The sequence below is a fragment of the Amycolatopsis sp. NBC_01286 genome (genome assembly GCF_035982555.1).
Taxonomy (GTDB): Bacteria; Actinomycetota; Actinomycetes; order Mycobacteriales; family Pseudonocardiaceae; genus Amycolatopsis.
Genome location: NZ_CP108428.1, coordinates 10,122,557 through 10,137,502 on the forward strand (window position 1 = coordinate 10,122,557; position 14,946 = coordinate 10,137,502).

Below are 14,946 nucleotides of genomic sequence, written 5' to 3' on the forward strand. Positions count from 1 at the left end.
CGTCTACCCGGCCAGCCGGCGCCGCACCGACACCACGTGGGCCACGGCCCGCCACGGTTCGAGCCGGACGAAGTTGGCCTGCCCCCAGTCCCAGGTGTCCCCGGTGACCTCGTCGTGGGCGATCAGCCGCTCGTGCGCCTCGAACCCGAGCGCGCCGGTGTCGAGCCACAACGTGCCCTCCTGCGGCCCGTACGGGTCGAGCGTCACGACCGTGACGACGGTGTCGCCGGTGGCCGGGTCCTGTTTGGAGTAGGCCAGCAGCGCGTCGTTGTCGATGTGGTGGAAGTGCAGGGTGCGCATCTGCTGCAGCGCGGGGTGCGCGCGGCGGACGGCGTTGAGCTTCGCGATCCACGGCTCCAGCGACCGGCCCTCGGCGAGCGCGCGGTCGAAGTCGCGCGGGCGCAGCTGGTACTTCTCGGAGTCCAGGTACTCCTCGCTGCCGTCGCGGACCGGGGCGTGCTCGAACAGCTCGTAGCCCGAGTAGACGCCCCACGTCGGCGCGATCGTCGCGGCGAGCGCGGCCCGCAGCGCGAACATGCCCGGGCCGCCGCGCTGCAGCGACTCGTGGAGGATGTCCGGGGTGTTGACGAACAGGTTCGGCCGGCCCTCGTTCCAGTGGTCCCGCAGGTCCACGGCGAAGTCGATCAGCTCCTGCTTGCCGGTCCGCCAGGTGAAGTACGTGTAGCTCTGGGTGAAGCCGAGCCGGGCCAGGCCCCACAGCCGCGCCGGGCGGGTGAACGCCTCGGCCAGGAACAGGACGTCCGGGTGGGCGTCCTTCACCGACTGGATCAGCCAGGCCCAGAAGTCCGGCGGCTTGGTGTGCGGGTTGTCGACCCGGAAGACCTTGACCCCGTGCTCGACCCAGACCAGGACGACGCGCAACATCTCCTCGTAGACGGCCTTGGGGTCGTTGTCGAAGTTGATCGGGTAGATGTCCTGGTACTTCTTGGGCGGGTTCTCGGCGTAGGCGATCGAACCGTCCGGCCGGGTGGTGAAGAACTCGGGGTGCTTGAGGACCCACGGGTGGTCGGGCGCGGCCTGCAGCGCGAAGTCGAGCGCCACCTCCATGCCGAGCTCCGCCGAGCGGGCGACGAAGGCGTCGAAGTCGTCAAAGGTGCCGAGGTCCGGGTGGATGGCGTCGTGCCCGCCCTCGTCGGCGCCGATCGCCCACGGCGAGCCGACGTCGTCCGGGGTCGCGTCGAGGGTGTTGTTGGGGCCCTTGCGGTTCACCCGGCCGATCGGGTGGATCGGCGGCAGGTAGACGACGTCGAAGCCCATCTTGGCGACCCGGTCGAGCGCGGCCGCGGCGGTGGTGAACGTGCCGTGCACGGCCTTGCCCTCGGCGTCGAGGCCGCCGGTGGAGCGCGGGAACAACTCGTACCAGGAGCCGTAGGCGGCGCGCTTGCGGTCGACCCACAGCTTGAGCGGCTTGCCCTTGGTGATCAGCTCGCGCACCGGGAACTCGTGCATGAGCTGGCGGACCTCCGGCGACAGCGCGGGCCCGACGCGCTCGGCGAGGCTCAGCTCGTCGTTGCGCAGCGCGACGACCGCGCCGGTGAGGAGCGCTTTCTCGGCCCGGCGGTCCGGCCGGCGCGAGACGCGCTCCAGCAGCCGGGCGCCGTTCTCGATGTCGTTGACCAGGTCCTCGGGCCCCTGCCCGGCGGCGACCTTCACCTCGACGGCGTGTTCCCACGTCGCCCAGGGATCGCTCCAGGCGTCGATCCGGTAGGTCCAGAGCCCGGTGACGTCGGGGACGATCACCGCGGCGAACTCGTCCGGGTGGTCGGGTCCGCGCGGCACCATCCGCGCCTGGCGCGTCAGGCGGTCGCCGGGACCGCGCCACGCGACGGTGGCCGCGACGGCGTCATGGCCTTCTCTCCAGACCGTCGCGGTGACGGGAATGTGTTCCCCCACAACGGCTTTGGCCGGATACCGGCCGCAGCTCACGCTGGGGGAGACGTCGTCGATACCGAGCCGGCCGGTCATGGGCAACGCCCCTCGATCTATGGGTGTGGACGCAGGCGTCGTCAGTCTGCCCGACTCGATCACGCACGATCGAGGCAGGGCTCTCTTGTTCTGTACCCAGACTCGTTCGAGTGAAACGCTTTCCGCACAAAGGTTCCCGGCGGATGTCCGGCGGGTTACGGCCGGACGGCGGTACGCGTCAGTAGGGTTCGGCCGGGGGTTCCGCCGCCAAGCGCGGGGCGCGGAGCAGGAGCAGGGAACGGGACTGGAGCGTCACCCGGCTCTTGGGCTCCAGCGGACCCGGGTTGCCCGGGCTGCCGTCGCCGGTGCTGGTGTCCAGCGTCGGCTTGAACGTCTCGCCGTACTCGCGGCCCGGCAGGACGACCTCCGTGGACTCGTCGCCCGCGTGCAGCCACAGCAGCCACGAGTGGTCCGGCACCAGCGCGCCCTCGCGGTTGCGGGCCTGGCTGTTGGAGCCGTCGATCCACATGCCGAGCGTGCGGCGGTCGGCGAACCAGTCGCTCTCGCCGAACTCCTCGCCGTCCGGGCGGAACCAGACCAGATCCGGCTTGCCGGTCGGCGTGGTCCGGCCTTCGAAGAACTCCGGCTGCCGCAGCGCCGGGCTGTTGGCGCGCAGCCGGACGACGCGGCGGGCGAACGCGAGCATCGTCTCGGCCTCGGTGTCCCCCGGCGTCCAGTCGAACCAGGACGTCTCGTCGTCGAGGCAGTAGGCGTTGTTGTTGCCGTGCTGGGTGCGCCAGAACTCGTCGCCCGCGGTGAGCATCGGGGTGCCGGTGGACAGCAGCAGCGTCGCGAACAGGTTCCGCGCCTGCCGGGTGCGCAGCTCGCGGATCTCCGCGTCGCCCGTCTCCCCCTCCGCGCCGTGGTTCCACGAGCGGTTGTCGTTGGTGCCGTCGCGGTTGTCCTCGCCGTTGGCCTCGTTGTGCTTTTCGTTGTAGGACACCAGGTCCCGCAGCGTGAAGCCGTCGTGGGCGGTGATGAAGTTGATCGACTGCCACGGCCGGCGCAGGTTGTGGTCGTACAGATCCGACGAACCGGACAGCCGGTAGGCCAGGTCGCGGACGCCGGTCGCGCCGCGCCAGAAGTCGCGGATCGTGTCGCGGTAGCGGCCGTTCCACTCCGCCCACTGGGCGCCGAAGCCGCCGACGCGGTAGCCCTCGCCGGTCGCGTCCCACGGCTCGGCGATCAGCTTGCAGCGCGAGAGCACCGGGTCGGTGGTGATCGCGGTGAGCAGCGTCGAGGCGGCGTCGAACGCGCCGCCGCGCGGCCGGCCCAGCGTGCTGGCCAGGTCGAACCGGAAGCCGTCGACGCCCAGCTCCTGCGTCCAGTACCGCAGCGAGTCGGTCACCAGCCGGACCACGGTCGGCGAGCCGGCCTCCAGGGTGTTGCCGCAGCCGGTGATGTCGGCCATGTGGCCGCGGTCGGTGTGCAGGTAGTACACCGGCGCGTTGAGCCCGCGGAAGCTCAGCGTCGGCCCGTCCGGCCCGCCCTCGCAGGTGTGGTTGAACACGACGTCGACGATCACCTCGATGCCGGCCGCGTGCAGCGCCGCCACCATCAGCCGGAACTCCTCGACCTCGTGGCCGGGCTCACTGGCGTAGGCGGCGTGCGGCGCGAAGAAGCCGAGCGGCGAGTACCCCCAGTAGTTGTGCCGGCCGCCGCGGACCAGGGACGGCTCGTCGAGGAAGGTGTGCACCGGCAGCAGCTCCACCGAGGTGACGCCGAGCCGGGTCAGGTACTCGATGGCCACCGGGTGGGCCAGGCCCAGGTAGGTGCCGCGCAGTGCCTCGGGGATGAACGGGTGCTGCTGGGTGAAGCCCTTGACGTGCACCTCGTAGATCACCGCCTCCTCGAACGGCACCTCCGGGTGCGCCCCGGTGTCCGGGCCGCCGGGCGAGGTGACGACCGACAGCGGCACGCTGCCCAGCGAGTCCACTGTGGACATCGGGCCGCGGTCCGGGTCGCCGGTGAAGCCCTGGGCGGCGGTCAGGTCGGTGAGCTGCCCGGTGATCTGCCGGGCGTACGGGTCCAGCAGCAGCTTGTGCGGGTTGCAGCGCAGGCCGCGGGCGGGGTCGTAGGGCCCATGGACGCGGTAGCCGTAGCGCTGCCCGGGCGTCACGCCGGGCACCAGGCCGTGCCAGACGCCGAACGTGCGTTCGGTGAGCGCGATCCGCCGCTGCGAGCCGTCGGCGTCGATCAGGCAGAGGTCGACGGCGTCCGCGACGGCGGAGGTGATGGCGAACCGGACCCCGCCCGCCTCGGGGTGGGCGCCGAGCGGGAACGGGCGTCCGGCGAGGACGTGGTCGGCGGAGGGTCGGGTAGCCATTCCTGAATCGTCCCAGATCCCGGCCGGGGTGCGCGCGCCCGGCGGTCGAGTGGCCGCCGGGCAACCGCCGTCAGGGTGTCGTTTCGGCCAGGACGAAGGTCTCGGGCGGCAGGTGCGCGGCCCCACCGTCCAAGGTGGCCGGAGCCCAGGCGAGCAGCTCCTTCGTGGCCCCGAGCGGCAGCGTGACGTCGCCCGGGCCGAAGTTGCACGCCAGCCGCAGCCCGCCGCGCCGCAGCACCAGCCACGACCCGTCCGGCGCGGCGTCGATCCGCAGGTCGGGCGTCCACGGGTCGGCCAGCTCGGGCCGCTCGCGGCGCAGCCGGATCAGCGCGCGGTAGAGGTCGAGGACCTCCCGGTGCTCCGGCTGGTCCACCTCGGCCCAGTCGAGCCGCGAGCGCTCGACCGTGGCCGGGTCCATCGGGTCGGGGACGTCGGTCTCGCCCCAGCCGTGCCGGGCGAACTCGCGACGACGTCCGGTGCGGACCGCCTCGGCCAGCTCCGGGTCCGGGAAGGAGGCGAAGAACTGCCACGGCGTGCTCGCCGCCCACTCCTCCCCCATGAACACCATCGGCGTGAACGGCGAGCAGAACAGGATGGCCGCGCCGCAGGCCAGCCGGCCCGCCGGCACCGTGGCCGAGAGCCGGTCGCCGGCCGCGCGGTTGCCGATCTGGTCGTGGTCCTGCAGGTAGGCGAGGAAGCGGTAGCCGGGCACGCTCCGGGTGTCCACCGGCCGGCCGTGGGTCCGCTCGCGGAACGACGACCAGGTGCCGGCGTGGAAGAAGACGTCGTGGAGCACGCGCTGGAGCGCGTCCGGCGCGGCGAAGTCCGCGTAGTAGCCCTCGTCCTCCCCGGTCAGCCGGACGTGCATCGCGTGGTGGAAGTCGTCCGACCACTGGGCCTGCAGGCCGTAACCACCGCGCTCGCGCGGCGTGACCAGCTTCGGGTCGTTGAGGTCGGACTCGGCGATCAGCGTCAGCGGCCGGTTCAGCGCCGCCGACAGCGTCTCGACCTCGACGGCGAGCTGTTCGAGCAGGTGGACGGCCCGCCGGTCGAGCAGCGCGTGGACAGCGTCCAGGCGCAGCGCGTCCAGGTGGAAGTCGCGGAACCACGCGAGCGCGTTGTCGACGACGTACCGGCGGACCTCGTCCGAACCCGGCCCGTCGAGGTTGAGCCCGGGTCCCCAGTCGTTCTGGCCGGCGAAGTACGGCCCGAACCGGTCGAGGTAGGCGCCGGAGGGCCCGAGGTGGTTGTAGACGACGTCGAGCGCCACGGCGAGGCCGCGCGCGTGCGCCGCGTCGACGAACCGCTTCAGCCCGTCCGGCCCGCCGTAGGGCTCGTGGACCGCGCCCCAGAGGACGCCGTCGTAACCCCAGCCCGCGGTGCCGTCGAAGGAGTTCACCGGCAGCAGCTCGACGTGCGTGATGCCCAGCTCCACCAGGTGGTCGAGCCGGTCGATCGCGGCGTCGAAGGTGCCACCGGGGGTGAAGGTGCCGATGTGCAGCTCGTAGACGACGCCGCCGGCCAGCTGCCGCCCGTGCCAGGCGTCGTCCGTCCAGTCGAACTCGGCGTGGTCGTAGACGCGTGATTCTTTGTGCACGCCGTGCGGCTGCCACCGCGACCGCGGGTCCGGCAGCGGCTCGTCGGAGTCGCCGATCAGGAAGGCGTAGTTGATGCCCTCGGCTTCGGCGGACCACCAGCCGCCCTCGCCCCGGGTCATCTCGTGCACATCGGCGTCGACCTGGACGCGGACGCGCTCGGCCGACGGGGCCCACACGGTGAACGTCATGCGTCTCCTCGCACGAGCAGGGCCACCGGGTAGCGGCCGAACAGCGTGGCCACGTCCGGGGTGGCGTCCCGGCCGGTCAGAACGTCGGTCCAGACGCCGTCGGGCAGCGGCAGGACGGTGTCACGCCAGCCGCCCGCGGCCGCGAGGCCGATCGGCAGCCGCGTCACCGCGACGACCAGGCCGGGGCTGCGGGTGTAGGCCAGCACGTGGTCCGCGGCGATGCCCTCGGCGCGCAGCGGGCGGTAGCCGTGGAACAGCGCGGGGTGCTCCTGGCGCAGCTTCAGCGCCTTGTGCGTCACCAGCAGCTTCGCCGCGCCCGAAGCGTCGATCTCCGGCTGCTCGCCGTCGACGATCCGGGCCAGGATCTCGCGGCGGGCCGCGTAGTCGACCGGACGGCGGTTGTCCGGGTCGACCAGCGAGAAGTCCCACAGCTCGGTGCCCTGGTAGACGTCCGGGACGCCCGGCGCGGTCAGCTGCACCAGCTTCTGGCCGAGCGAGTTGCTCCAGCCCGGGCCCTCGATCCGGCCGACGAACGCCGCGATGTCCGCGGCCAGCTCGGCGTCGCCCATGACGTCGTCCGGCCAGGCCGCGACGGCCTTCTCGAACTCCTCGTCGTGGTCGGTCCAGCTGGTGCGGAGCTTGGCCTCCTTGGCCGCCTTGTCGAGGTAGTCCCGCAGCCGGGGCGGCTCGATCGGCCAGGTCGACACCAGCGTCTGCCAGGCCAGCAGGTTGAGCGACGGCTCGGCGATCCCCCGGCGCGCGGTCCAGCGGCGGACGGCGTCGGCGAACTCGCCGGGCAGCTCCGCCAGCACCGTGGCGCGGGCCCGGGTGTCCTCGGACCGCTTGGTGTCGTGGGTGGTCAGCGTGGTCATCGCGGCCGGGTACCCGGCGTCGCGCGCGGCGGCGAGGCGGTGGAACTCCTCGACGTCCAGGCCGAACCGGTCCGGGTTGCCGCCGACCTCGTTGAGCGCGGCGAACCGGGTGTAGCGGTAGAAGGTGGTGTCCTCGGTGCCCTTCGCGACGACCATGCCGGACGTCTGCTGGATCCGCGTGGCCAGCTCGCCGTCCGGCTCGGCGCGCACCTGCGCGTCGAGGGCGTCCAGCGCTTCCCCCAGGTCAGGCCGGGCTTCCCGGGCCGCGGCGATCGCCGTCGCCCAGTGCTGTTCGCCTTCGGGCAGGTAGGAGCGGTAGACCGGGAACGCCACCATGGTCTCGGCGACGGCTTCCCGGGCTTGCTCGCTGTCGAACCGCAGCAGCGCCGCGATCCGCCGGACCTCGGCGACCAGGATCCGGTCGGTGACCAGGCGCCGGGCCTCGGCCTCGACGTCGTGGTAGCCGGTCCGGACGCCGAGCTCGTCCGCCAAGGCGGTGTACGCGGGCTCGGCGGCCGCGTCGACGAAGACCCCGGCGATCTCACGCAGGGCGTCGTAGCCGGTGGTGCCGTCGACCGGCCAGGTCTGCGGCAGCGGCTCGCCCGGGTGCAGGATCTTCTCCGCGACGATCCACGCGCCGGGCGCGTTCTCCCGCAGCCGCCGGAAGTAGCCACCCGGGTCGGCGAGGCCGTCCGGGTGGTCGACGCGCAGGCCGGTGACGTCGCCGTCGGCGACCCAGCGCAGCACCTCGCCGTGGGTCTCGGCGAACACCACCGGGTCCTCGACGCGGACCGCGGCCAGGTTCGTGATGTCGAAGAACCGGCGGTAGGTCAGCTCCGCGTTGCCACGCCGCCAGCCCACGAGCCGGTAGTGCTGGCGCTCGTGCACCTCCTGCGGCGTGCCGTCGCCGGTGCCGGGCGCGATCGGGAACCGGTGGTCGTAGTAGACGAGCTCGTCGCCTTCGACGGTCAGCTCGCCGACGGCGTCGTCGTCGCCCAGCACCGGCAGCAGGATCGGGCCGCGGTCCCAGTCGACGTCGTAGAAGGCGGCGTGCGCCGAGTCGCGGCCGTGCGTGAGCACGTCCCACCACCAGCGGTTCACCTTCGGCGTCTCCACCGACATGTGGTTCGGCACGATGTCGACGACCAGGCCGAGCCCGGCCTCCCGGAGCCGCTTGGACAGCTCCTGGCGGGCTTCCTCGCCGCCCAGCTCGGGCCGCGCCCTGGTCGGGTCGACGACGTCGTAACCGTGGGTCGAGCCCGGCGTCGCGTCGAGCACCGGCGACGCGTAGAGCGCGCCGATGCCCAGGTCGCGCAGGTAACCGGTCAGCTCGGCGGCGTCGGCGAAGGTGAACTCCGGGCGCAGCTGCACCCGGTAGGTCGACTCCGGAACCGTCATTCCGTCTCCGTCCGCTGCAGCACGATCAGGGAACGGGCGGGCAGCGTCAGCTTGCCGCCGCCTTCGATGGGCTCCGCGTCCGTGGGCTCGACCTCGCCGGTCGCGGAGTCGACGACGACCGTCCACGCCTCGCCGTAGCCGTTGCCCGGCAGCGTGGCGTCGATGTCCTCGTAGTGCGCGTTGAAGGCGAGCAGGAACGAGTCGTCCTCCACCGCCATGCCGCGCGGGTCGAGGTCGGGGATGGCCTTGCCGTTGAGGAAGACCACGACGGCCTTGCCGAAGCCGTCGTCCCAGTTCTGCTCGGTCATCTCCTCGCCGGTCGGGGTGAACCAGGCGATGTCGCCGAGCTTGTCGCCCTTGCCGACCGGGCCGCCCTGGAAGAAGCGGCGGCGGCGGAACACCGGGTGCCGGTGCCGGAACGCCGTCAGCCCGCCGGTGAACCGGACCAGGCCGGCGTTCTGCTTGGCCAGCTCCCAGTCCATCCAGGCGAGCTCGGAGTCCTGGCAGTAGACGTTGTTGTTGCCCTGCTGGGTGCGGCCGATCTCGTCGCCGTGCAGGATCATCGGCACGCCCTGCGACAGGAGGATCGTGGCGAGCATGTTGCGCTGCTGGCGGATGCGCAGCTCGTTCACTTGCGCGTCGTCGGTCTCGCCCTCGACACCGCAGTTCCACGAGCGGTTGTCGTCGGCGCCGTCGCGGCCGTCCTCGCCGTTGGCCTCGTTGTGCTTTTCGTTGTAGGACACCAGGTCCCGCAGCGTGAAGCCGTCGTGCGCGGTGACGAAGTTGATCGACGCGAACGGGCGGCGGCCGTCGTCCTGGTAGAGGTCCGACGAGCCGGTGATCCGCGACGCGAACTCCCCCAGCGTCGACGGCTCGCCGCGCCAGAAGTCGCGGACGGTGTCGCGGTACTGCCCGTTCCACTCCGTCCACAGGGGAGGGAAGTTGCCGACCTGGTAGCCACCGGGGCCGACGTCCCACGGCTCGGCGATGAGCTTGACCTGGCTCACGATCGGGTCCTGCTGCACGAGGTCGAAGAACGTGGACAGCCGGTCGACGTCGTAGAACTCCCGCGCCAGCGCCGAAGCGAGGTCGAAGCGGAAGCCGTCGACGTGCATCTCGGTCACCCAGTACCGCAGCGAGTCCATGATCAGCTGCAGCGTGTGCGGGTTGCGCACGTTCATCGAGTTGCCGGTGCCCGTGTAGTCCATGTAGTACTCGGGCTCCCCCTCCACCAGCCGGTAGTAGGCCTCGTTGTCGATGCCGCGCATCGACAGGGTCGGCCCGAGGTGGTTGCCCTCCGCGGTGTGGTTGTAAACCACGTCGAGGATCACCTCGATGCCGGCCTCGTGGAAGGCCTTGACCATGCCCTTGAACTCCTGGACCTGGCCGCCCTCGCCGGGCATCGCCGCGTACGCGTCGTGCGGCGCGAAGAACCCGATCGTGTTGTAGCCCCAGTAGTTCGTGAGGCCCTTCTCCTCCAGGCCGTGGTCGGAGACGAACTGGTGCACCGGCAGCAGCTCCACGGCGGTGACGCCGATCTTCTGCAGGTGCTCGACCACGGCGGGGTGGGCCATCCCGGCGTAGGTGCCGCGCAGTGCTTCCGGCACGAACGGGTGATTCACCGTCATGCCCTTGACGTGCGCCTCGTAGATGACCGTCTCGTTGTAGGGCCGCCGCGGCTGGCGGTCGTTGCCCCAGTCGAAGAACGGGTTCGCCACCAGCGAGTACGGCACGCGTCCCGCCGAGTCGGCGTCGTTGCGCTCCTCCGGGTTGTCGAACTGGTACCCGAACAGTGATTCGTCCCACTTCACGCCGTGCGAGACGGCCTTCGCGTAGGGGTCGATCAGGAGCTTGTTCGGGTTGCAGCGCAGGCCGCGGCTCGGGTCGTACGGTCCGTGCACGCGGAAGCCGTAGCGCTGGCCGGGACCGACGTTGAGCAGGTAACCGTGGTGGACGAAGCCGTCGACCTCTTCGAGCGCGTGCCGCGACTCGTTGCCTTCGCCGTCGAACAGGCACAGCTCGACCTGCTCGGCCACTTCGGAGAACAGGGCGAAGTTCGTCCCGACTCCGTCGTAGGTGGCGCCGAGCGGATAGGGCGTTCCGGGCCAGGGCCGCACTGGTGTCTCCTCGAGCTTCGGGTGGTACCGGGGCGTCCGCACTCGCGGACGCTCATCACAGGGGGTCGTGCGCTGCCGTATACCCGTTATCCGGGCAACGGACGCGCCGCAGCCAGCGGCGCCACCGCGGCGCGCACTCCCCTCGCGGTGAAGAAGCCGTCGACGCTGACGGGAAGGGGAATCCGCCAGTTAGGGTACTGGTCGACCGTGCCGGGCAGATTCGGCTGCCGCACCTGGCCCGCGACGTCGGCCGGCGAGGTCAGCACCAGGCGGGACGCGGCCGAGGCCAGCAGCGTGTGCAGCGCGACGACCGGGTCGTCGTCCGGGATCCCTTCCCGGGCAAGGAGTTCCCACAGGGCTTGACGTTCTTCCGCGGCGGCCGCGCGTTCGGCCTCGACGCCGCGGTCCAGCAGCCCCAGCTCGGCGCGGACCCGGACGTGCTCGGCGGCCAGCCAGCCGGCCACCGTCGGCAGGTCGTGCGTGGAGATGCTGGCCATCGCGTCCGGGTCCCACTTCGCGGGCGGGGTGAACGGCTTGCCCGGCTCGTCCCAGTCGCGCTGGAACCACAGCACGGCCGAGCTGAGCATGCCGCGCTCGTGCAGCGTCTCGGTGACGACGTCCTCGACCGTGCCGAGGTCCTCCCCCACGACCACCGCGCCGGCGCGGTGCGCTTCGAGCGCCAGCACGCCGACCATCGCCTCGGCGTCGTAGTGCACGTAGGTGCCGCGGTGCGCGGGCTCGCCCGGCGGGATCCACCACAGCCGCCAGAGCCCGGCGATGTGGTCGACGCGGATGCCGTCGGCGTAGCGCAGCACGCCCCGGATGACGTCCCGCAGCGGCGCGTACCCGGCCTCGGCCAGCTTGTCCGGCCGCCACGGCGGCAGGTTCCAGTCCTGGCCCTGCTGGTTGAAGGCGTCCGGCGGCGCGCCGACCCGCACGTCGGCGGCGAAGACGTCGCGCCCGGCCCAGGTGTCGGCCCCGCCGGGGTGCACGCCGACCGGCAGGTCGTGCACGATCCCGACGGTCATCCCAGCGTCACGCGCGGCGCGCCGGGCCTCGGCCAGCTGCTCGCGGCAGAGGTGCTGGAGCCAGACGTAGAAGCCGACGCGGTCCTTCAGTGCTTCGCGCGCTTCGGCGACTTCGGGGCCGGCCGGGTCGCGCAGCGGCTCGGGCCAGTCCCGCCAGTCGGCGCCGTGCTGCTCGGCGAGAGCGCAGAAGACGGCGAAGCCGCGGAGGTCGTCGTCCTCGGGCAGGTCTTCGACGCGGTGCGGCCAGAGCAGCTCGAGCGCGGCGCGCTTGGCCGTCCAGACGGCGTCGTAGTCGATCAGCTCGCCGTCGCGGTCCGGGGCCAGCGAGCGGACGGCCTCCTGCGTCGCGTCGTCGGCCCGCTCGAAGGTCTCGGTGGCGGTGACGCGCAGGTAGACGGGGTTGGCGAACCGGCGGCTCGCCGGCGAGTAGGGCGAGCGCTCGACGGGGTGGGCGGGGCTGAAGGCCTGGACCGGGTTGACCAGCAGCACGCCCGCGTCGAGCTCGGTGGCGGAGCGGGCCGCGAACGTCGCGAGGTCGGCGTAGTCGCCGATGCCCCAGGAGCCGGCCGAGTGCAGGGCGTAGAGCTGCAGCATCCAGCCCCAGGCGGGGTGGACGGCGGGCAGCTTCGCCGGGACGACGGCGAGCACGACGTCCTGCTCGGCGGTGACCACCCGGTGCCAGCCGAGCGGCAGGTCCGCCGGCAGCTCGCCCCGCACCCGCCGGCGGGTGCCGTCCTCGAGCACGACCTCGGCGTCCGTGCCGAGCGTCCGGGTGACGCCCTCCTGGACGACGATGGTCGGCGGCAGCGCGCCCGCCGGCCGGGCTTCGCGCACGGCGGCCAGTGCGGCGCCGATCGCGTCCTCGCCGGTCGCGTCGACCCCGAACTGCCGCAGCACGGCGACGACGACGTCGTCGTCCACCTCGACCCACACCTGGTCCGAGTTCTCGTACCGGGTGGCGATGCCGTGGGCGTCGGCGAGCTCGTGCAGGGGGCTGCGGGCGGGGCGGTCTTCGGGGGGCGTCGCGGGGGGCATCTCGGGGGGCACTGGCACAGCATTCCGGTGCCCGGCCGTTCGCGCCATCCGCACCCGCCGACATCACTCGGCCCCGGCGGCGGTTGCTTCCTGCCGATCTGCGAAAAGGCTCGTGACCTTCTAACTTCTCTTCATGGGTGTGCGGAGAACGTTGAACGTGGACGAGGTCCTGAAGCGCCAGGACTCGGGTGAGCTCAAACGGCGGCTGCGCGGCCGCGACCTGATCGGGTTCGGCATCGGGATCATCATCGGGACCGGCATCTTCACCCTCGCGGGCGTCGAGGCGAAGACGCACGCCGGGCCGGCGGTGACGCTCTCGTTCGTGCTCGGCGCCGCCGTCGCCGGGCTGGCGGCACTCTGCTACGCCGAGCTCGCGTCGAGTGTCCCGACGGCGGGAAGCGCCTACACGTACGCCTTCGCCACGCTCGGCGAGATCTTCGCCTGGATCATCGGCTGGGACCTGCTGCTCGAGTTCGCGCTCGGCGCCGCCGTGGTCGCCCGCGGCTGGTCCGGCTACCTGGCGAACCTGCTCGGGCTGTCGCCGGACTGGTTCGGCGAGGACGCGAAGGTCAACGTCGGCGCCGTCGCCATCATCGCGGTGCTGACCGTGGTCGCCGTGCTGGGGATCAAGGAGTCGGCCTGGCTGACGAACCTCCTGGTGTGCGTGAAGGTCGCCGTCTGCGTCCTGGTCCTCGCCGTGGGCCTGTTCTTCGTCAAGGGCTCGAACCTGACGCCGTTCATCCCGACGGCGAAGCCCCCCGAGGGCGGGTCGAGCGTGCTGGAGCAGCCGATCGTGCAGGCGGCGCTCGGCCTGGAGCAGTCCGTCTACGGCATCGCCGGCATGATCACCGCCGCCGCCGTGGTCTTCTTCGCCTACACCGGCTTCGAAGCGCTCGCGAACCTCGGCGAGGAGACGCTGAACCCGAAGAAGGACCTGCGGGTCGGCATCCTCGGCGCGCTGGCCGTCTGCGCGGTGCTCTACATCGGCGTCTCGATCGTCCTCACCGGGATGATCCCCTTCACCGACATCGACACGGGCGCGCCGCTGGCCGACGCGTTCGACAAGGTCGGCCAGCACTGGGTCGGCGCGCTGATCTCGCTCGGCGCGGTGACCGGCCTGACGTCGGTGATGATGGTGGAGCTGGTCACGATCGGCCGGATCGGCTTCGCGATGGGCCGCGACGGCCTGCTACCCAAGAAGCTCGGCACCGCGCATCCGAAGTGGGGCACCCCGCACCGGATGACCATCGGCGGGGCGGTGCTGATCGCCGTGCTGGCCGCGTTCATCCCGATCTCCGAGCTGGCCGACATGGTGAGCATCGGCGCGCTGTCGGCGATGATCATCGTCGCGGTGGCCGTCCCGGTGCTGCGCCGCCGGCGGCCCGACCTGGACCGGCCGTTCACCGTGCCGTTCTCGCCGGTGATCCCGATCGTCGCGGCGGCGGCGTGCTTCTACCTGATGCTGAACCTGAACGTGCTGACGTGGATCCGGTTCGCGGTCTGGCTGGCGCTCGGGCTGGTCATCTACTTCACCTACGGCCGCCGCCACTCCCGCTTCGCGCCCGGGAACGCCGACGACGTCAGTCCCACGAAGACGGAGTGAGATCAGCGGCGCGGACCGCCTCACGGGCCACCGCGGCGCGGTCCGCGTCGACGACCACCAGCACCCCCAGCCCGGCCAGCGCCGCCGTGAGCCATTCGAGCGGCTGGTCGTGGATCCCGTTGTCCCCCAAGGAAGCGTAGGTGTCCACAACGGACACCAGCGTCCCCTCGGCGCCGATCCGGACGCCCGCCAGGAGCACGAAGTGACCACCCGGCGGCCGCCAGCGCGATGTCCACAGTGGCGGGACGCCGGTGTCGAGGTAGTCGAGCAGCGCGCGTTCGGGGGTGTCGTCGGCGCCGAGCTCAGCACCGTCGATCCGGGCGATCACCGCCACGCGCGGCAGGTCCCACAGCCCGGCCAGCAGAGCGAACAGCGACTCGGTGGTCCACTCCCCCGCCGCGGGCACCGCGGTCAGCGCGCCGCCGGACAACGCCGCCACGGCCGTCGCCAGTGCGGACACACGCGTGCCCGCAGCGAGCGGATCGCCGACGACTCTCGGCGGCAACCGGAAGCCGGTCCGCCCCGGCTCGCCCGGAGGACGCACCGCCGGCCCGCGAACGGTACCCGCGGCGGCCGCGACGGCGTCCTGGTCGAGCACGTCGACGCCGGCCGCCCGCAACGCCGCGAGGCCGCAGAACGCCGCGGCCAGCCCGTCCTTCTGCGGCAGCTCCGCCTGGGCGACCGCGGCCAGCCGGGCCCCGCCCGGCAGCCACCGCACCCCGGACAGGTCGAGCTGCCCGCCGTCGATCCCCGAAGACATCGATCCCCTCAGTAGCCTCCTGCCGCCAGACACGA

General features: G+C 72.1%; 8 protein-coding genes. 1 reads left to right on the plus strand and 7 read right to left on the minus strand.

The annotated features are described in order from the left end of the window. Positions 1–3 precede the first annotated feature (3 nt). The 6 genes from OG570_RS45600 to malQ all read right to left on the minus strand — a co-directional run bounded on the left by OG570_RS45600 (position 4) and on the right by malQ (position 12,548). Positions 4–1,986, minus strand: coding sequence for an alpha-1,4-glucan--maltose-1-phosphate maltosyltransferase (locus OG570_RS45600; protein ID WP_326954808.1), 1,983 nt, complete (start codon positions 1,984–1,986; stop codon positions 4–6). 178 nt (positions 1,987–2,164) lie between these two features. Beyond that, positions 2,165–4,312 (minus strand): glycogen debranching protein GlgX, encoded by a 2,148-nt coding sequence (gene glgX / locus OG570_RS45605; RefSeq protein WP_326954809.1) that lies wholly within the window; start codon positions 4,310–4,312, stop codon positions 2,165–2,167. 70 nt (positions 4,313–4,382) lie between these two features. After that, entirely contained in the window at positions 4,383–6,098 is a 1,716-nt protein-coding gene (gene treZ, locus OG570_RS45610) for a malto-oligosyltrehalose trehalohydrolase (protein WP_326954810.1), read from the minus strand. Next, positions 6,095–8,368 carry a malto-oligosyltrehalose synthase gene (treY, locus tag OG570_RS45615; protein ID WP_326954811.1) on the minus strand — a complete coding sequence of 758 codons (2,274 nt, stop codon included), beginning with the start codon at positions 8,366–8,368 and terminating at the stop codon, positions 6,095–6,097. The genes treZ and treY overlap by 4 nt, the downstream gene beginning before the upstream one ends. Continuing rightward, complete coding sequence (glgX, locus tag OG570_RS45620) at positions 8,365–10,485, minus strand: glycogen debranching protein GlgX (RefSeq protein WP_326947685.1); 2,121 nt, start codon at positions 10,483–10,485, stop codon at positions 8,365–8,367. Before glgX (OG570_RS45620) ends, treY begins: the two co-directional genes overlap by 4 nt. An 86-nt stretch (positions 10,486–10,571) precedes the next feature. Then, positions 10,572–12,548, minus strand: coding sequence for a 4-alpha-glucanotransferase (gene malQ / locus OG570_RS45625; RefSeq protein ID WP_326960344.1), 1,977 nt, complete (start codon positions 12,546–12,548; stop codon positions 10,572–10,574). 157 nt (positions 12,549–12,705) lie between these two features. On the opposite strand from malQ, the gene OG570_RS45630 reads away from it, so the two are divergent. Beyond that, positions 12,706–14,151 carry an amino acid permease gene (locus tag OG570_RS45630; protein ID WP_326960346.1) on the plus strand — a complete coding sequence of 482 codons (1,446 nt, stop codon included), beginning with the start codon at positions 12,706–12,708 and terminating at the stop codon, positions 14,149–14,151. Here the strand turns inward: OG570_RS45630 and OG570_RS45635 are convergent. Beyond that, on the minus strand, positions 14,129–14,911 hold the full coding sequence (locus OG570_RS45635; RefSeq protein ID WP_326954812.1) for a DUF6885 family protein: 783 nt from the start codon (positions 14,909–14,911) through the stop codon (positions 14,129–14,131). The genes OG570_RS45630 and OG570_RS45635 overlap by 23 nt on opposite strands. Positions 14,912–14,946 lie beyond the last annotated feature (35 nt).